Annotated in this window: 17 protein-coding genes; 4 read left to right on the top strand and 13 right to left on the bottom strand. The window is 34.8% G+C overall.

The features are described from left to right. Positions 1–9 precede the first annotated feature (9 nt). Genes RM520_RS14025 through RM520_RS14010 form a run of 4 tightly spaced genes read right to left on the bottom strand, consistent with a single transcriptional unit; the run spans position 10 to position 4,783 of the window. Positions 10–465 (bottom strand): Fur family transcriptional regulator, encoded by a 456-nt coding sequence (locus tag RM520_RS14025; protein WP_311350543.1) that lies wholly within the window; start codon positions 463–465, stop codon positions 10–12. A 36-nt stretch (positions 466–501) separates the two neighbouring features. After that, positions 502–2,706 carry a RelA/SpoT family protein gene (locus RM520_RS14020; RefSeq protein WP_311388418.1) on the bottom strand — a complete coding sequence of 735 codons (2,205 nt, stop codon included), beginning with the start codon at positions 2,704–2,706 and terminating at the stop codon, positions 502–504. Between the two features lie 44 nt (positions 2,707–2,750). Then, positions 2,751–3,983, bottom strand: coding sequence for a M48 family metallopeptidase (locus RM520_RS14015; RefSeq protein ID WP_311388417.1), 1,233 nt, complete (start codon positions 3,981–3,983; stop codon positions 2,751–2,753). A gap of 5 nt (positions 3,984–3,988) precedes the next feature. Next, positions 3,989–4,783 (bottom strand): TrmH family RNA methyltransferase, encoded by a 795-nt coding sequence (locus RM520_RS14010; protein WP_311386187.1) that lies wholly within the window; start codon positions 4,781–4,783, stop codon positions 3,989–3,991. Positions 4,784–4,850: 67 nt separating this feature from the next. Here RM520_RS14010 and RM520_RS14005 point away from each other — a divergent pair, with 67 nt between their 5' ends. Further along, positions 4,851–5,651, top strand: coding sequence for a DUF6503 family protein (locus RM520_RS14005; RefSeq protein ID WP_311388416.1), 801 nt, complete (start codon positions 4,851–4,853; stop codon positions 5,649–5,651). Between the two features lie 109 nt (positions 5,652–5,760). On the opposite strand, the gene RM520_RS14000 is transcribed toward RM520_RS14005, so the two are convergent. From RM520_RS14000 to RM520_RS13970, 7 genes are read right to left on the bottom strand one after another with little or no spacing between them, the layout of a single operon-like run. Beyond that, positions 5,761–7,050 (bottom strand): amidohydrolase family protein, encoded by a 1,290-nt coding sequence (locus tag RM520_RS14000; protein WP_311386185.1) that lies wholly within the window; start codon positions 7,048–7,050, stop codon positions 5,761–5,763. An 11-nt stretch (positions 7,051–7,061) separates the two neighbouring features. Beyond that, complete coding sequence (locus RM520_RS13995; RefSeq protein ID WP_311388415.1) at positions 7,062–10,007, bottom strand: amidohydrolase family protein; 2,946 nt, start codon at positions 10,005–10,007, stop codon at positions 7,062–7,064. A gap of 44 nt (positions 10,008–10,051) precedes the next feature. Further along, the gene (locus RM520_RS13990; RefSeq protein WP_311388414.1) at positions 10,052–11,149 is read right to left on the bottom strand and encodes a DUF3810 domain-containing protein; all 1,098 of its coding nucleotides are present in this window, start codon (positions 11,147–11,149) and stop codon (positions 10,052–10,054) included. 23 nt (positions 11,150–11,172) lie between these two features. Then, positions 11,173–12,225: a glycoside hydrolase family 5 protein gene (locus RM520_RS13985; RefSeq protein WP_311388413.1), complete on the bottom strand. Its 1,053-nt coding sequence runs from the start codon at positions 12,223–12,225 to the stop codon at positions 11,173–11,175. A 13-nt stretch (positions 12,226–12,238) separates the two neighbouring features. Beyond that, the gene (locus tag RM520_RS13980) at positions 12,239–13,348 is read right to left on the bottom strand and encodes a peptidylprolyl isomerase (RefSeq protein ID WP_311386181.1); all 1,110 of its coding nucleotides are present in this window, start codon (positions 13,346–13,348) and stop codon (positions 12,239–12,241) included. Positions 13,349–13,361: 13 nt separating this feature from the next. Next, positions 13,362–13,910, bottom strand: a complete 549-nt coding sequence (gene gldI, locus RM520_RS13975; protein WP_311388412.1) for a gliding motility-associated peptidyl-prolyl isomerase GldI — start codon at positions 13,908–13,910, stop codon at positions 13,362–13,364. Then, on the bottom strand, positions 13,907–14,923 hold the full coding sequence (locus RM520_RS13970) for a DHH family phosphoesterase (RefSeq protein ID WP_311388411.1): 1,017 nt from the start codon (positions 14,921–14,923) through the stop codon (positions 13,907–13,909). Before RM520_RS13970 ends, gldI begins: the two co-directional genes overlap by 4 nt. A gap of 76 nt (positions 14,924–14,999) precedes the next feature. On the opposite strand from RM520_RS13970, the gene RM520_RS13965 reads away from it, so the two are divergent. From RM520_RS13965 to RM520_RS13955, 3 genes are all read left to right on the top strand, one after another. After that, complete coding sequence (locus RM520_RS13965; protein WP_311386178.1) at positions 15,000–16,043, top strand: alkaline phosphatase D family protein; 1,044 nt, start codon at positions 15,000–15,002, stop codon at positions 16,041–16,043. Positions 16,044–16,091: 48 nt separating this feature from the next. Continuing rightward, positions 16,092–16,511 (top strand): nucleoside-diphosphate kinase, encoded by a 420-nt coding sequence (locus RM520_RS13960; RefSeq protein ID WP_311386177.1) that lies wholly within the window; start codon positions 16,092–16,094, stop codon positions 16,509–16,511. A 180-nt stretch (positions 16,512–16,691) separates the two neighbouring features. After that, the gene (locus RM520_RS13955; protein ID WP_311388410.1) at positions 16,692–19,271 is read left to right on the top strand and encodes a zinc-dependent metalloprotease; all 2,580 of its coding nucleotides are present in this window, start codon (positions 16,692–16,694) and stop codon (positions 19,269–19,271) included. Positions 19,272–19,325: 54 nt separating this feature from the next. Here RM520_RS13955 and RM520_RS13950 read toward each other — a convergent pair whose 3' ends face one another. Further along, positions 19,326–19,622 carry a DciA family protein gene (locus RM520_RS13950; RefSeq protein WP_311386175.1) on the bottom strand — a complete coding sequence of 99 codons (297 nt, stop codon included), beginning with the start codon at positions 19,620–19,622 and terminating at the stop codon, positions 19,326–19,328. Further along, complete coding sequence (locus RM520_RS13945) at positions 19,622–19,861, bottom strand: hypothetical protein (RefSeq protein ID WP_311388409.1); 240 nt, start codon at positions 19,859–19,861, stop codon at positions 19,622–19,624. Before RM520_RS13945 ends, RM520_RS13950 begins: the two co-directional genes overlap by 1 nt. Between the last annotated feature and the right edge of the window lie 44 nt (positions 19,862–19,905).

The raw sequence follows: 19,905 nt of genomic DNA, 5'->3' as shown, positions 1-19,905 counted from the left end.
GTTTTTTGGTTATTCGGTTAGGTTTTCTTCTTTGTTTCTTGTTCCGTAGAAGTATAATGAATGGTTATTAATTTTAATGTCAAAAACCTCTTCAATTGTTTTTTTAATAGATTGAATTCTTGGGTCACAAAACTCAACGACTTCACCAGTATCAGTTAAGATAACATGATCATGCTGCCTATCAAAGTAAGACTTCTCATATTGAGCTTGATTTTTACCAAATTGATGCTTTCTGACCAATTTACAATCTAATAATAATTCTATGGTATTGTACAGCGTAGCGCGACTTACGCGATAATTCTTCGTTTTCATTTTAATGTATAAAGACTCTACATCAAAATGGTCATCACTTTCATAAATCTCTTGTAAAATGGCATAACGTTCAGGTGTTTTTCTATGTCCGTTTTCTTCTAAAAAACTGGTGAAAACATTTTTAACAATTTCCTGATTTTTAACGTTGCCCATAGTGACTTTACTATCTTGCAAATGTACAGCTAAAAATTAAATTCTGCTGATTTTATCGATACCACCTATCTGTTTTAAATTTGCAGTTAATTTCTTCAAAATCGCATTATTTTTTACAACGACAGTTATTTTACCTGTAAAAGTACCACCGTTTGTGCTAAAATTTAGATTACGCATGTTGACATGCATGTTGTCTGAAATCACGTTTGTAATTTCATTGATTAAACCAAGATTGTCAATACCGGTTAGTTGAATATCGGCTGTAAAATCTTCTTGGGTTGAATCAATCCATTTAGCACTCATAATACGATACGCATAATTAGACTGCAATGAAATAGCATTAGGGCAATTTTTTGTATGAACTTTTATACCATCATTCACACTAACAAAACCGAAAACTTCATCACCTGGTATTGGACTACAACATTGCGATAATTTATAAGGTAATTTCTCTTCTTCATTACCAAATACCAACATGTCATAATTGCTGGTTATCTCATCCTTATTTATGTCTTCAGGTGTTGGAGTGCGTCTAATTTTATTTTTGAAAAAATTGAGAAAGGCATTATTGTATGATGAGGCGAATTCTTTTATTTTTTGATTATCAATAACCCCATTACCAATTCTAAAAAACAAGTCAAGACTAGTTTTTAATTTAAAGTATATGACCATTTTATTGACCACATCTTCATTTAAACTTATTTTTTGAGATTTTAATTTTCTGCGCAAGATTTCTTTGCCTTCATCTGCAACCTCTCGTTTTTCTTCTCGCAAAGATGATTTGATTTTTGCTCGAGCTCTTGCAGTGCTTGCATAGTCTAACCAATTCTGATTAGGCTTAGCGCTTTCAGAAGTCATAATCTCTACTTGGTCTCCACTATGTAAAACTGTATTCAAGGGTACTAGTTTTCCATTTACTTTTGCCCCTCTAGTATTCATACCAACTTGTGTGTGAATATGAAAAGCAAAATCAAGGGGCGTTGCCCCTTTAGGTAATGACTTTAATTCTCCTTTTGGAGTAAAGACAAAAATTTCCTTTGAGTATAAACTGAGTTTAAACTCTTCTACAAAATCAACGGCATTAGTATTAGCATTTTCTAAAGCCTCTTGCAATCTATTTAGCCATATTTCAATTCCTTGTTCTTTTTGTTCACCGTGTTTGTATTTAAAATGAGCGGCGTATCCTTTCTCAGCAATTTCATGCATTCGTTCACTCCTAATCTGAACTTCAACCCATTTACCTTCCGGACCCATAACAGTTATATGTAAGGCTTCATAACCAGTAGATTTGGGAGAAGTAATCCAATCTCGAAGGCGCACAGGATTTGGTGTAAAATGGTCGGTAACAATGGAATAAATTTTCCAAGCGACAAATTTTTCATTTTTTCTGTCAGCCTTGTAGATGATTCTAATGGCGAATTTGTCATATATCTCATCAAACGCAACGCTTTGAGTAATCATTTTTCTACGAATAGAAAAAATTGATTTCATTCGACCTTTAATATCATAACTGAGGTTTTCAGTATCTAAAGAGTCTCGGATGACTTTAGTAAAGGATTTAATATACGCTTTTTGCTCCTCTTCGGTGTCTTCTATTTTATTAAAAATATCAGCGTAAACCTCTGGCTCTGTATATTTTAAACTTAAATCTTCTAATTGAGTTTTAATATTGTAAAGGCCGATACGATGTGCTAGTGGAGCATAAATATATAGAGTTTCTGATGCTATTTTAACTTGTTTATGCTCCGGCATAGAATCCATTGTAAGCATATTGTGATAACGGTCCGCGATTTTTATAATGATAACGCGTACGTCATCATTTAAAGTCAAGAGCATCTTTCTAAAGTTTTCCGCTTGTTGACTTATATTTTTATCTTTTTTTAGGTGCGAAATTTTAGTAAGTCCATCTACAATACGAGCTACCGTTTCACCAAATATGCGTTCAATATCATCAAGGGTGTATGGCGTGTCTTCAACCACATCATGGAGCAGGGCAGAGGCAATAGAAACTGCATCAAGACCTATTTCTGAAGCTACGATTTTGGCAACAGCAATCGGGTGAAAAATATACGCTTCACCAGATTTTCGTCGTTGTTCTTTATGAGCATCAACAGCGACATCAAAAGCAGAACGTATCAATTTTTTATCCGAAGCACTGAGCGTTTGATAGCTGATTCGAAGCAATTCTTTGTATTGCTTCGCAATTTCTTTATTCTCTTGTGCAATGGCAGCCTCCGTCATATAGGATTAAAAATAGCGTAAACTTAAGAGGTAAACAACAAAAATTATGCCTTTAAATTACGGATACGTTCTACTAGCGGAGGATGAGAGTAATGCATGAATACGTACGCGGGGTGTGGAGTCAAGTTGCTCAAATTGTTTTTCGATAGCTTTTTTAATGAAGTAATAAGTGGTGCCGCCTCATAGGTTTCTTTAGCATAATCATCGGCTTGAAATTCAAACTTTCTTGAGAGGAAATTCATTGCCAACCCTGTAATTGCAGAAATTGGACTATACAATAACATAAAACCGATTAATGCTGCATGAAAACTAGGTTGCTTAACACCAATAGCTAATGATAAATCTGGATTGTTTACGAAAATGGACAAAACAAATAATGTTAACCCAGTCAGTAAAATTGAAGCTGTCAAATTAAAAATGATATGCTTTCGTTTATAATGGCCAACCTCATGCGCTAAAACAGCAATGATTTCTTTTTCATCTAAATCATTAATAAGAGTATCAAAAAGTGTAACTCGTTTTTGTTTACCGAAACCTGAAAAATATGCATTGGCTTTTGTTGAACGTTTTGAGCCGTCAATAACAAAAACATTTTTGAGTTCAAAACCTACTTTTTTAGCATAACTCTCTATCGCGTTCTTAAGGTTACCAGCTTCTAAAGGTGTTTGTTTATTAAATAGTGGCACAATTAACTTGCTGTAAAAGAGGTTCATGAAAAGCATTAGAAAGATTACAACACCCCATGCATATAGCCAGAAATTAGGTCCTGACCATTGCAAAATCCAAATAACCAGTGCTAAAACCCCACCACCTAAAATAGCGGTCATCAACCAGCCTTTGAACATGTCAAGAAAGAAAAGCTTTTTGGTTGTTTTGTTGAAACCAAATTTTTCTTCAATAATAAAAGTTTGATAAAATGAAAATGGTAAAGAGATAATACTGCTTCCAAAAACTAGTACCCCAAAAAACAACAATGCCATAACAATATTATTTTCGGTAAACTCGCGAACAAAATTGTCTAGCCACTCAAAGCCACCGAAGAACAAAAATCCAAGGGTTAAGGTTAACGAAAAGATATCATTCAAAATTCCAAAGCGGTAATTGGTGGTTTTATAGTCTTGAGATTTATCATAATCGGCTTCATCAAAAATATCACTTAATTCCATAGGAACACTTTCTTTAAAGCGCATGGCATTTAAATAATCAAGCAAAAAATCAATTAAAAATTGAATAATCAATATGGAAATGATGCTATAAAAAAGGGAACTACTGCTCATATAATTCAAAATCCGCGTTGGCGTTTAGCTTCAAATATAAGTATTGCTGCTGATACAGAAACATTCATTGAGTCAATCTCACCTTGCATGGGAATGATGATATTTTTGTCGGCATTTTCTAACCATGTATCACTTAAGCCTGTTGATTCTGTACCTACCACGATTGCAGTTGCTTGGGTATAATCAATATTTATGTAATTATCAGATGCACTTAGCGCAGCACAATAAATTTTTAGTTTTTTATCTTTTAAAAAACTGATGATTTCTTCTGTTGAACCTAAGCCGATTTGTTGCGTAAATACGCATCCCACACTTGATCTAATGATGTTTGGATTATATATGTCCGATTTTGGGTTTGCGATTAAAACCGCATCTAAATTTGCTGCATCTGCCGTTCTTAACAAGGCCCCAATATTTCCCGGTTTTTCTGGAGCTTCAGCTACCAAAACTAAAGGATTATTTCTTTGAAATTTTAAATTCTCTAAAGCATGAGTTTTTACTTTGGCAATAGCAATAATGCCTTCTGTAGTTTTTCGATAGGCTAGTTTTTCATAAATAAGTTTAGAAATTATAATTAGTTGATGACTTACTTTTTCGATTTGTAGTGCTGAATCTCTTAAGTCTTCGCAAATTAATACTGTTTCAAGCTCAATTCCTCTTTTTAGGGCTAACTCTAATTCTTTCTGCCCTTCGATAATAAAAAGGCCTAGTTTTTTTCTTATTCGAGATTTTTCTTGAAGCTGTAAAACCTTCTTAACCAAAGGGTTTTGCAAACTTGTAATTGTTTTTTGTTCCTCCACACTTTAAAAGTAGGTATTCCAGTAATTTTATAGGCGCCATTCCGACATAAATCACAAATAACAAATCATGAAATATATTTCTCTATTCTATCTTTTATTCTTTATTATTTGTTGTAAGCCTGCTCCTAAAGAAGCTAAAGAAATTATTAAAGAAGAATCAAAAGAAGCGACTATAGTCAAAACATACCCAAAAAGTTTAGAGCAGATATTTGAAGCTCACGGAGGACTTGATGTTTGGAAAAAACAGCGCACCCTAATATATACCATAACTAAAGAAAGTAACCCTGAGACACATACGACCGATTTATGGAATAGGAATGACCGAATTGATACCGAACAATTTTCAATGGGTTTTGATGGAAAGCCCTGGTTACTTGATTCTAATAAAAATTATAAAGGCAATGTAGAGTTTTACCATAATCTGATGTTTTACTTTTATGCCATGCCTTTTGTATGGGCTGATGATGGTATTGTTTATGGTGAGACTGAAGATTTGGTTTTTGAAGGTGTCAATTATCCAGGAATAAGTATCAGTTACAACAATGGCGTTGGAACTACACCAAAGGATGAATATTTTATTCATTTTGATGCTGAAACCCATCAAATGTCATGGTTAGGTTATACGGTAACATATAGAAGTGGCGAAAAATCTGATAATGTAAAATGGATTCGATATGATAATTGGGCAGCAGTAAATAACTTGGTTTTACCCAAATCAATTACATGGCATAATTATGAAGGGCGTGAGATTCAAGAGGCTCGTAATACAGTGGACTTTGAAAATATTTCAGCGACTGAGGTCAGACTTTCAGATGAATTTTATGCTAAACCAGAAAAGGCGATGTATTGGCAAAAACCTCAAAAGTAAATTTAAAGGAATTTAATTTTCATTGAAATGAAAATAACTAATTTTTAATTTAAACGTTTCGAATAGCTACTGGGATAGTAGCTATTCGATGTTTTTGTTTCTTCAAATTTTACTTTCCTTCAAACTTACCCATATACCTTTTCCAAAGCTCAGTTTGGTGTGTTTCTAAAGATAAATCACGTCCATCAATATAAGCTTTGCTCAATTGATTGGTGCGCATGTCTAAAGCATCACCTTCGGATATAAAAAGTGTAGCACTCTTACCAACTTCTAATGAGCCATAATTGGCATCAATACCTAATATTTTAGCATTATTACTAGAAATTAGTTGTAAGGCAGTTTCCCTATCTAAACCTTGCGCCACCACTTGGCCAGCATAAAAAGGCAGGTTTCTAGTCTGAAAGTTGGATGCATCAGAATTCTGAAGACCTACTAACAAACCAGCATCAACTAGTATTTTTGGAAGTTTAAAAGTGAAATCATAGTCATCATCTTCAAAGAAGGGCAGTGTGTGAGTAAATCTCACCAATACTGGTATATCATTTTCTTTTAAAAAATCAGTTACTTTATGAGCATGATATCCACCAACTAAGACAACATGTTTAACTCCAGCATCTTTGGCAGAGGTTACGGCATCCATTATTTCCCTTTGACCGTGGGCATAAATATATAATTTTTGTGTACCATCAAAAAGTCCTTGCATTGCTTCAAATGGTTGATTGCTTTCTTTGGCAATAGTTTTACCATATGCAACAGAATTACCCATAAAACTTTTGACCTCATCAACATCTTTTTGGTAGTTTTTATTGGGTTGATACCCTCTCGGTTCACCCATCCACCAGCGACCTCTTCTAAAGGTATTTGGCCAGTTTAAATGAATACCATCGTCAACTTTTACAGCGGCGTCTTCCCAGTTCCAAGCATCAAATTGAACAATGGATGAAGTGCCTGAAATGCGACCACCTTGGGGAGTAATTTGACTTAGTAAAACCCCATTAGGTCGCATACTCTCCACTACTTGTGATTCTGCATTGTAAGCAATTAAACTGCGAATATGTGGTATGATGTCGCCAATTTCATCTTGATCATCACTGGCGCGCACTGCATTTACTTCTACTAAACCCAGAGATTTTCCAGGTGCTATAAAGCCAGGGTACACGTGCTTTCCTTTAGCATTAATCACCTTGCCAATTCGGGCAATCTTCATTTTTGCATCACCAACGAAAGTGATTTTACCGTCCACAAACATGATAAGTGAGTTTTCAATAACTTTTCCATTTCCTAAATGTGCAACGGCACCTTCAATGGTTATTGGCTCAGATTGTTTATCCGCGGGAGTTTGTTGCCCTATTAGTGCAAAACCCCATAAAATTGCTAATACTATATTTAATTTTTTCATTTTTAATTAGTTTAAAGGGTGTCACACTCAAATCGTGCTTTTTTGTTTTGTCTTGGCCCTTGCATTTTTGCACCACCATCTTTTTCTTTAAGCATCAATGTTATCAGTTTATTGCGCTCTTTCTGAATGGTTTCTCGCTGTACTTTATCTTTTTCTAAATCAAAATATACCGCTCCTTCAATGATTGTTTTTTCTGCCTTAGCATATACTGACATTGGATAATCAGACCAAAGTACCAAATCAGCATCTTTACCGACCTCAATAGTGCCAACCTTATCATCAATATGAAGTAATTTTGCAGGGTTTAAAGTGACCATTTTCCATGCCTCTATTTCTGAAACTCCGCCATATTTAATGGTTTTTCCTGCCTCTTGATTTAATCTACGAGACATTTCGGCATCGTCACTGTTAATAGCAACGGTAACTCCTTGACTTGCCATTATTGCAGCATTATGCGGAATAGCATCTTTAACCTCGTATTTGTATGCCCACCAGTCGCTAAAAGTAGAACCACCAACACCGTGTTCAGCCATTTTATCGGCTACTTTGTAACCTTCCAAGATATGAGTAAAGGTGTTGATTTTAAAGTTGAACTGATCAGCAACTTTCATTAGCATATTAATTTCACTTTGTACATAAGAGTGACAACTTATATACCTTTCACCATTTAAAATTTCAGCCAAGGTTTCCATTTCTTCATCATAGCGATAGGCTTTACCAGACTTCTTATTACTATCATATTCCTTAGCTCTTTGAAAGTAATTGATGAATACTTGTTCAACACCCATTCTGGTTTGAGGAAAACGTGAAAAGCTTTGCCAATTTGATTGTTTTACATTTTCACCTAAGGCAAACTTTATAAATTTAGGCATATTAGGAAATAAAAGCCCGTCTACGCCTTCACCCCATTTCAAACGTAATACTGCTGAACGCCCACCAATAGGATTTGCAGAGCCGTGTAGCAATTGAATGGTTGTAACTCCTCCGGCAAGATTTCTGTATAAATCAATATCTCGCGGATCAACTACATCTTCCATTTTAACTTCAGCGGTAGAATTATGTCCTGCTTCATTAATAGCTAATGCTCCAATATGTGAATGTTCATCAATAACACCAGCAGTTAAATGTTTGCCTGTGGCATCAATTTCTTTTGCACTGCCACCGCTTAGGTCTTTACCTACTTTACTAATTTTACCGTTTTTAACTAATACATCAGTATTTTCTAATATGGTTTCCCCTGTCCAAACAGTTGCATTTTTAAAAATTAGAGTTTCTTGCTTTGGTTTGGAGACATTACCGTAACCAATATTTGGGTAAGTCATCGTTACCAATTCTGGGGCTCCTTTTTCTTTAGTTTTCTTCTTTTCCGCAGCTTCAAAAGAGCTAGTTTTATTTGCCGTAAACGAACTTTCTTTACCAGAAGGAAGAATCAGTTTTCCATTAAGGTTATCAGAGTTTTTTGAGACCAAACTTGTCATTCTATAAATTTTTCCATCTTCAGAAGTGATAGAAAAGTTCAACCAATCAGTAGCATAATCAATTTTAGATTTTAGCTTAGTCGTATCTTTTTTGATTTCAACCTTGGGTTTGCTAATTTCTCCAGTTATGGACATTTTATAAGACTGACCGCCTGCGGTCAAATCATAGTTACCTCTGATGTCTTTTTGATTTTTATTATTAATAACGTTTTTAGTGCCTTGAACCCAATTTTCGTAGAGTGTTGTGCTTTTATCAAAAATATCCCCAGATGTGATTAGAAAGTTGGCCTGTCTACCTGATTGTAATGTTCCTATCATACCAGATTTTCCTAGGATACTTGCGGGCACAGTTGTCAGAGCTTCAAGTGCTTTAGTTTTTGAAAGACCATGTGCTATGGCTTTCATCAACATTGCTTTAAAATTCGAAGGCGATTTTAACTCATGCGTAGTCAAAGAGAATTGAACCCCATTATCTTCTAAGACCTTTGGGTTTGTTGGAGCTAGGTTCCAATGGCGCATATCAGAAAGATTTACATAATCTGCTGAATACGGATTTGAAACATCATAGGCTTTTGGAAAATTGATAGGAATAATCAATTTAGCATTAGTGTTTTTAACTGCACTGATGTACTGGTATTCATCACCACCTCCTAGAATTGCGTATTGAATTCCGAATTGGTCGCCAATTTTATCTGCACGCATTACATTACCATTACTGCCAGCAGTAAAAATTTGAGGTAAGCCTTTATTTTCTATAAGCGCTTCCAAAGACCGATCTTTAGTTGATACATTACCTTTTGCATACCAATCTAGATCATAATGTAACTGACGTAATAAGGCTGTCGCTCCCATTAGTGATGTAGGGTAGGATTGTCTTTTAGCGATACTTTTAGAAAATGAAAAGTACTGTGCCGATTGATCTTCCAAAATTCTATCACCGTCACTACCAGAACTATTTAAGGCAACAAGAACACCAGTTCCTCTTGCAATGCCATCTTGAATATGGCTATTTACAACCCCGAAGCCCGCTTTACGTAATTCCCCAGCTTTTTTATTATCAAATTTGAATTTAGATATTGCTTCATTTTCCGGCATGATATGATCATTCCAGTAAAACCCTTCACGAGTAGCTTCATACTGTGAAGCACGGCCACGTCCGGGAGCACGTTTTGGTTTTTCTACTCCGAAAGCAGAATAAGCATCAATGAAAGAAGGATAAACAGATTTTCCTTCTAGATTTTCAACCACTGCGTTTTTAGGAATAGAAATTGAAGTGCCTACTTCGACAACTTTGCCGTTTTGAATTAGTAATGTACCCTTTTCTAAAATTTGGGTTGGTGTAACATATATTTTGGCATTAGTAAATGCCATATAATTGTTATTTTTTGATTTAACACCATCATTTTCAGGGAAGTAGTCCTGTGAAAATGTAGTAGCACAGCACCATAACAGGGTTAGTGCAAATAATTTTAATTTCATTGAAGTGTTTTTTGAATTAGCTGTCTAAAGGTAGCAGAACAGTGTTAGTTCTGCAAGTTCAAGTCTTGCCAAAAATAGGTATACCAAAAATCGCTATCAAAATTCACCAATAGCCCTACCACGGCATTGTAGCTTTCGATACCTCTTTCTTGGTTATTAGCTTTTAAAAAAGTATTAAAAACGGACTTAAAGATGGGCTCTGTTGGGTTTTCATATTGTGCCCAGAAATCATTCAATTCTTGGTAGTTGTTTTTCACTCCTGGACTTAATTGAGCAAAAATAATTTGAAAAGCTTCCTCATCTCTATTTTTTAGATCTGAGAGACAGTAAGCTAATATATGCGATAGAGAAGCATATTTGAAATACAAATCTTTGTTACTGAAGGTGACTAACATACCAATGAAATTGGTGGCACTTTCAGAAGAATATCCAATTTGATGCCCAACCTCATGACCACTAATTGATGGTAACCTAAGTTTTGGTGCAATTGCATTAACCTGTGCTTCATTGGTGAAGGGGTTTAAGTAACCTCCGTAACCCATATATGTCAATGGAGTTGAATATAATGACGATTTTAAACTAGGTGTTTGATATTCAAAAAATGGAAAAATAGTTGAAGCTCTACTATAACTTTCTAAGGTTTTAATATAAATATCCTTAGTGGAATAAGGTATTTGAACCGCTGTGATCGTGTCGTTGGTTAAATAGTTTTGCGATAGATTGGTATACTTTACCATTTTTAAAGTGAATTCCACTAATTCCTCTTTTGAATATTCTATTTTGAAATTCATTTTTTCATTGATGGGCAAACGATAATAATTCATTCCCCAGAATAAATGAAAAATGAAGTAGGCAATGGATAAGAATAAGCCCAAATGTTGCAGGAATTGTTTTGGTGTTTTTCTAATTGACTTTCCAAACAAATAAAAGTACCTAAATACTGATAATACTAGTAAAGTATAAAAAAGGTCACCAATAGAAAAAGGAATCCAACCGAATAGTATTCTTAAAAATTTAGAAATGAATGGATAAAGGCCCTCCGAATAATATTTTTCTACTAAATCGGGATAACTACCAAACCATTTTACAAAAATAATCTGGGGAACTATAGATATCGCCAGTAGTTTTTTGTAGTACTTCATTAGAGTTTAGTTGCCCTTAAATTTTAGTTATACTCAGGATTTTTACTTTTTATTTCTTCTCGAACCATTGCACCAGAAATAGTGAGTTCTTCCATAGTCCAATTACCGTTTGCCGCTGCATTAGGTTTTAACGCTGCTGAAAGTTCTTGTTTGTCGGCAATTGACCAATTGCACCATGATATTTTATTATCGTCTAAAAATTGCCACCATCTATTAGCTTCGGTCTGGTCAATTGAACCATCTCCTGATGCTTCACTTACCCCGTATTCTGTAACAAATAGTGCAAGACCGCTATTAATTGCTTGCTGCGCTATTTCACGTAGTTCCGATTTATGTGTTGCTGCATAGTAGTGTAAGGTATAGGCAATATTGCTAGCTTCTATTTCATTTCCAATAACCTCATCTACGCGCTGAGACCAATTTCTAGTACCACAAACAATAATGTTATCGGGGTCGTGCATTCTTATGGATTGAATCACTTCGGTGTGATATGGTTTTAAAACCTCGTTCCAACTAACATCTAATGGTTCGTTATAAATTTCATAGATGATGTTGGGTTGGTCTCCGTACTTTTTGGCTACTTCAGTAAAAAATTCTTTGGCCTGCTCAAGATAGTTTTCAGCATGATGACTATGCCAATCGACTATGACATAAATATCATTTTCTATAGCAGCATCAATTACATCAAAAACTTTTTGCTTTTCAATCTCTGGATTAGTAATATAGCCTAAGCCTTCATCAACAGCCATTGCTGCCCTCACAATATTACATTGCCAATCATCCGTTAACCAATTAATAGCTTCGGCATTATAATATTTACCAATCCACTGACTCCAAAATAATGACATCCCACGAAGTTGAACGGGGATGTCATTTTGGTCTAGTATTTTATTTCCACTTACTTTTAATTGCCCATGCGTTTCTACAGCAGAAGTCAAGCTTGTCTCGGTATCCCTTAACTCTTCGGTTTCTGAAGAGTCATTAACGGTTATAGGGTTTTTATTCTCACTTGAGGAAGTACAACTCACCAAAATGGTCAGTAAAATAGCAAATAACACATTGGGCCGTTGTAGCATAGTAAGCGTTATTTTATTGAATTCCTACCATTTCTAAATCAAAAACCAAGGTAGAACCTCCAGGAATTGGCCCATAGTCATTATCTCCATAACCTAAATGTGGAGGAATAAATAACCTTACTTTATCTCCAACCTTCATAGTCAACATTCCTTCTTTAAAACCGGCTGCTAATGGAGCTTCAGCGCTATATTCACTTATCATTGGACTAAATTGACCTCTATGCATTTGTTTGATTTGAGCTAAGTTGCCAAATTTTTCTGCTACTTCAGCTAAACTGGTATCGAATAAAGTTGCATCTGCTAGTAACCAACCTGCATAATTTAAAGCAACTTTTTGACCAATTTTGGGTTGCTCTCCTTCTCCCTTTTTTAATGAAAATATTTTAAGTCCACTCGTAGTTCCTACAGCATTTGCTTGTTGTTCTCTTAGTTCAGTGACAAAATCAGCTTTCATTTTTGCCATTTCTGCAATAACTTTCTCTTCTTCAGCAAAATAATCGGTCATTATTTGAATAGCATCGAACTTTTTAGCCTCCTTGCCATTTCTAATAATTTCAACCTTATTCATGGTTACTTGAACTTCAGGTTTGTTTTGAGCTAACACCTTCACATTAGCAATAGTATCAACTACGTCAATACCAGCAACTACTTTTCCAAAAATGGTATGAATACCATCTAGCCAAGGTGTTTCTTTATGAGTTATAAAGAATTGGCTTCCGTTGGTCTTTGGACCACCGTTCGCCATTGATAATAAACCTTTCCCTGTGTGTTTTAAAGAATCTACTATTTCATCCTTAAATTTATAACCTGGATTCCCCGTGCCATTGCCTAAATAATCACCACCCTGAATCATGAAATCTTTCATAACTCTATGAAAAGTGAGTCCGTCATAGAAAGGTTTTTCTTTAAACTGTTCGCTTACAAAAGGACTATTGCCTTCTGCTAAGGAAACAAAATTGGCAACAGTAACTGGTGTGGCGTCATGGTACAACTGCACCACTATATCACCTTTATTAGTTTGAATATCTGCGTAAATCCCATCACCTAAATCAGCATATTTACTTGATTTACAGCTTGAAAAAATCAAACATAAAATAGTGGAATAAATAAAAAATCTTTTCATGGTATGCTTACATTTAATTTAAACTATCTTTTTTATTGAGAATTTTTAATAATTCAAGACTTGATATGATAGGTGTCTTTGGACCTATTTTATTATCATCACCTTTATAACCATATGCCTGAGAAGATGGAAAAAGAAATGTAGCTTTTTCACCTTCCTTTAAAAGCTTAACAGCATTTCTCAAACCAGGAAATAATTGTGACTTATCAATGGCATGTTGCACAATACCAATGTTATCGCTAGAATAAAGTGTATCGTTATTGAAACTCATCAATGTGTAGGTCAGTAATACTTCATCATCGGTTTTTAGTTCGTAATCTGAAGTTTCATTTTTAGTTTCATATTTATACCAGAACCCATTATTACTAATAGAGTAAGAATTCATTGAATCTCTCTGTATAAAGGCTAGTATTAGTTGTTCTTCTTGTTGAAGTAGCTTTTTACTACGTTCGATTGAATTCTCATAAAAACTACCTGATTTTACTTGAATCGGCTTTCTAGGTTCCGTTTCACCGCATCCCCAAAATAGAACTATACTTAGAAGTAATAAGGTTCGAATCATGAATTGAGTTGTTTTTGATAATTTTTCAAAAGTTCAATAAATCTTTCTGTGGTTTCTTCCATATTAAAATCACTTCGACCCCCGGCAGCATTGGTATGCCCTCCGCCATTAAAATGTTCTCTAGCAAATTCGTTAGCCGAAAAATCACCTATTGATCTGAAGGAAATTTTTATAATGCCTTCTTCTTTATTTTCTATAAAGATTACAGCAAAAATAATTCCATCTAAGGTTAATCCATAATTTACAAAGCCTTCTGTATCACCTTTACTGTAATTATGTTTGTCAAGTTCGTCTTGAGACATAGTGATATAGGCAGTTTTATACTTTTCTAAAATCACTAAATTATTTAGCGCGACCCCCAATAAGTGCAATCTAGCAGGCGAATTGTTGTCAAAAACCTGCTGATGAATTTGCATGTTTTCGGCACCCTTGTCTATAAGTTGAGCAACTACTCTATGTGTTTGACTAGTGGTCGAAGCGTATTTAAAAGAACCTGTATCTGTCATGATACCAACATAAAGACACGTGGCAATGTCTTTAGATATTTTGCTAACACCATCTAAAGAATCAATGAAGTTATACACCATTTCACAGGTTGAACTCATGCTAACATCAGAATACGTTACTCTAGCATAATCACTTGGTTGTTGGTGATGATCTATCATTATAAAATCCGCACTAGCAGCCTCTAAGTAAGATTCCATTTGTCCAGTTCTTGACAAGTGATTAAAATCTAAAGTAAAAATTAGCGTAGCTTCTTCAATAAGTCTTTTAGATTGTGAATTTTCTCGTTCGAAATTTAGAATTTCTTCATTACCAGGAATCCATTTTAAAAATTTTGGATAGTCATTTGGAGCTACCACAGTAGAATTTTGGCCTAAACAATCAAGAAATTTTGACAGCCCTAAACACGAGCCAATAGCATCACCGTCAGGATTTTTATGTGGTATAATAACAATGTTTTGAGGAGTTGCAAGTAGCGACTTTATAGTAGCGATGTCAGCTGAATTCATGCGTTCAAAGATACAATAATATAACACAGTGCTAATTCAAGAAGCGCTATTTTTACGTTGTTAAAAAATTAATAACATGCGTAATATTTTTTTTGTCATAGTTCTTTTGTTTTTATTAATTGGATGTAAGACAAAGACATCTACAACAGAAAAAAGATTAAATAACAACTCAGCTACCACAACAGATTTTGTCATAACCTTTGGTTCTTGTAATAAACACAATGTTGAAAATATTTTTTGGGACGATATTTTAGGACAAAACCCAGACGTGTTTATTTGGGGAGGCGATATCATTTATGCAGATACTGACGATATTACAAAACTTAGGGAGTTCTATGATATGCAAGATGCGGTACCTGGCTATTCGTTACTAAAAAAAGAAACTTTTATTACAGGTACTTGGGATGACCATGATTATGGACTTAATGATGGTGGGGTAGAATTTTCAGCTAAGAAAGGAAGTCAACAAGCATTTTTAGATTTCATGGATGTGCCTGAAAGGGATGCAAGAAGAGAACGAGATGGCGTTTATTCATCTCAATTGATTTCAAAACCAAATGGCTCAGTAAAGATTATCAACTTAGATACAAGGTTTTTTAGAACAAACCTCACAGATGATAAGGCAGAAGGAAGAAGATACAGAGCTAACGATTATGGAGAAGGTACTATTCTAGGTGTGCAACAATGGACATGGCTTCAAGATGAATTAAATAATTCAAAAGCAGATTTTAATTTAATTATAAGTAGTATTCAGTTTTTATCAGATAAACATGGTTTTGAAAAGTGGGCCAATCATCCGGCTGAAGTTGATAAAATGAAACAAATTATCAGTACTTCAAAAGCAAAAGGAGTAATCATTCTGTCAGGCGACCGTCATATCTCTGAATTTTCTAAAACTGATGTTGAAGGTATGTCTTATCCTTTGTTAGACTTTACTAGTAGTGGTTTAACACATTCGTATTCCAGCTTTAGTGGAGAACCTAACCCTTATCGTGTTGGTGATGTAACCTTTGTTCCTAGTTACGGTCTTATTGAAATAAATGTGGAAAGTAGTACAGCATTGCTTAAAATTATGGGTGATAATGGAGAAGTTTTACAAGAATTAAAACAAAGGTTTTAATATGGTAAAGCTGTTTAAAAACCTTATTTTTGCGCAAAATTTTAGATAATGACAACAAATAGAACGTTTACCATGATCAAGCCAGATGCTGTTGAAAACGGACACATCGGTGCTATTTTGGAAAAAATAACAGCTGCTGGTTTTAAAATTGTAGCTATGAAATTTACGCAATTAAGCAAGCGAGATGCAGAAGCTTTTTATGCTGTTCATAGTGAGCGCCCATTTTTTGGTGAGCTAGTACAATTTATGACCAGAGGACCAATTGTTGCTGCAATTTTAGAGAAAGATAATGCCGTTGAAGATTTCAGAGCATTGATTGGAGCTACTAATCCTTCTGAGGCTGCTGAGGGTACAATTAGAAAACTTTTTGCCACAAGTATTGGTGAAAACGCTGTACATGGTTCTGATAGTGACGAAAATGCTGCTATTGAAGGTGCATTTCATTTTTCAGGAAGAGAAGTTTACTAGAGAATAATATATATAATGTAAAAAAACCACCTCTTTGGGGTGGTTTTTTTATGGTCAGTATTTATGTATTTAACAAATAATTATTGCATAAATTGAGCAGTTTACTCTATTTTGTGTTTCATTAAAATGAAATGGTGGTTCCTTTTTCAATACCATCTATTTTAAATTTAAAAATCCAAAATGAAATTAAGAACCACATCTTTTCCGCTAGCAATGCTCTTTTTAGGTGCTTTGTTTTTCACTACAAATACTTTGCCAGCACAGAAAAAGAAAAAGAAGAAAGAACTGGTTGAAGAAACCACAAAAAAGAAGACAAAAGAGAAAACAATTGATGAACTTGTAAAATCAAGCGAGAAATTAGAGGGACTTTTTACTATTTATCGAGACACCGTAAACGGTTCCATTCAATTGCTGGTTTCAGAAGACCAATTGAATAAAGAGTTTATCTATTTCACCCAAGTGGCAAATGGAGTGACAGATGCCTTTAGTTTTAGAGGTGCTTATCGCGGTTCACGAATATTTACCATTCAAAAATATTATGATAAATTAGAATTTGTTTATGAGAATTTGTCCTATTATTTTAATCCTGATAATGCTCTGTCAAAATCAAGTAACGCTAATATAAGTGAGGCGCCATTGGCAAGTTTTAAGATTGAGGCACATGATGCGGAAAAAGAGCTTTATTTGATAAAGGCTAGCAATTTGTTCTTGAAAGAAACCTTATCACAAATCAAACCACCGAATTTCCCCGGCAGAAAACCAACAGACTTTTCTTTGGGGAATCTTGATAAGGATAAAACAAAAATTAATTCAATTAAAAACTATCCTAAGAACACTAATCTTACGGTGTCTTACGTCTATTCAAAAAGCTCAGTTCTCAACGGTGGAAGCCAAGCCGTAACTGATGGAAGAAATGTTGCTATACAAATGTACCACAGCTTTATTGATCTTCCTGAGAATGGATATAAATCTCGTTTTGATGACCCACGAGTGGGTTATTTCTTTACTTCACAGAACGATATGACATCCGTTAATGCTGCTAATTATAGGGATAAAATCCACCGATGGAACTTGGTGAAAAAAAATCCTGAGGCGGCCATTTCGGAACCTGTAGAGCCTATTACTTGGTGGATTGAAAACTCTACCCCACTTGAATTTAGGGAAACTATTAAGCAGGGTGTTTTGGAATGGAACAGAGCATTTGAAAAAGCTGGATATAAAAATGCTATGGTTGTTAAGGTTCAACCAGACGATGCAGATTGGGATGCAGGCGATATTCGCTATAATGTGTTGCGATGGACATCATCACCAAACCCACCTTTTGGAGGGTATGGACCTAGTTTTGTAAACCCTAAAACAGGCCAAATCTTGGGTGCTGATATCATGTTAGAGTTTGTTTACCATACAAATAGAGTTCGTGTTGAGAAACTATTTGATGCCATTACCGCGGCTGATAGTGATAAGGAGATTTGGAATAATGAGGGACATAACCAAATTAATTGTTCGTATGGCCATATGATGCAATTCAATACGCAGTTCGGACAAACGGTATTAGAATTGGTAGATGCAAACCCATTGGAGATGGAAGGTCTCCGTAAAGAAGCAATGCTAGAACTCATTATGCATGAGGTTGGACATACCTTAGGGCTTAATCACAATATGAAGGCGAGTCAATTATTTAGTCCTGAAGAACTGGATAATCCTGAATTCTTAAAAGGCAAGGCCCTTGTAGGTTCTGTTATGGACTATACCGCAATTAATGTTGCCAATGACCCAGAAAATCAAGGTCCATATTATAGTACTACAATCGGTCCGTACGATGAGTGGGCCATTCAATTTGGCTATCAAGAGTTTGAGGATGCCAACGAAATGGAAAATTTGCTGAACAAATCAACAAAACCGGAACTAATTTTTGGTAATGATGCAGATGATATGCGTGCGCCAGGAAAAGGTATTGACCCTAGGGTAAATACGGGTGACTTATCAAATGACCAGATTGCATATTCTTTAAAGCGTATTGATTTGGTGAATGGAATGTTCGGGAAGATAAAAGATAAATACGCTGATAAGGGAAGTAGTTATAATGACTTAAGAATAGCACATGCAATTCTAATGGGGCAATATGCCCAAGCTGGTAATGTGATATCAAGGTTTATAGGTGGAGTTTATGTAGATCGGTCAACTATAGGGCAAGAAGGTTCCACAATGCCCTTTACACCGGTAGCTTACAAAGACCAAAAAAGGGCAATGGAAGCACTTAACAAAAGCTTCTTTTCAAAAGAAGCCTTTAAAACACCTAATGATCTCTATAATTATTTGGCAAGACAGCGCAGGGGGTTTAACTTTTTTGGTGGTCCTGAAGATCCTAAAATCCATGCCACGGTATTAAGATTTCAAACAAATATTATGCGTCATATATTGCATCCAAATACAATGCAACGCATTCAAGATTCTGAATTATATGGCAATTCGTATGATTTGGGTGAATTTATGACCGATTTAAATAAAGGGGTTTTTGAGGCTGATATCTATGGTTCAGTAAATTCGTTTAGACAAAATCTACAATTAGCTTACACCAAAAAATTGATAGATATTTTAGTCGGGAAGTCAAATTATACTAATGCAGCAAAATCGATGGCACTATATAATTTAAAAGCAATAAATAGAATGGCCAATAATTCAAGTGGGAACGTAACTTCTAGGGCTCATAAAACACATTTGAGAACGTTAATTTCAAACGCCATGGAAGAAATTAAATAATATATTTATTAGTTTAAAAGATAAAACCTCAATTTAACGAATTGGGGTTTTTTATTACCTCAATATTAATTTTTTAACCAAGTCTTTTCCGAGTTCCTCATTGAGCATGGCAATTATTTTGCTTTTACCCATACTTAATTCTTGTCTTAAAACAGAAGAAGTAAGCGATACAAATAAAGTTTCGTTTCGTAGTTCAACTTGAGCGGTATAGTTATTAACCCCGTTGCCCATTAAACTGGCCCATGCTGCTTTTGCATCAACTTTATCAATTCCTTTTTGAAGTTTATTCTCTTTAATAAACTCATTAAGGGCATCACCCATATTTAGATGTGAGTTTTGTCTCTTAGCCATTAATTCTGAATATTGATAGGTTCATAACGCTTGTAAGAATACGTAATATTGTCCTGATTAACTATAGAAAAAAAGTCTTCTTCTAGCGTAATTATTTGTTCCTCCCAAGAACTTAAGTCATTTTCAAAAGAAATAATTAAACTCCCATCTTTTTCAAAAATGGTAAAGAATTCTGTATCATTTGAGATTACGTAAGAACCATCAAATTTTGGTTGCACTTTCTTTTTAAATCCCTTCAATTTATCCAGCTTAATATAATCAACGCTTGGGTTGACATTATAAG

It is taken from the genome of Croceitalea vernalis (assembly GCF_031846405.1).
Lineage (GTDB): Bacteria > Bacteroidota > Bacteroidia > Flavobacteriales > Flavobacteriaceae > Croceitalea > Croceitalea vernalis.
The sequence above is the reverse complement of the archived record's forward strand: the minus strand, read 5'-3'. Positions and strand labels throughout refer to the sequence as shown.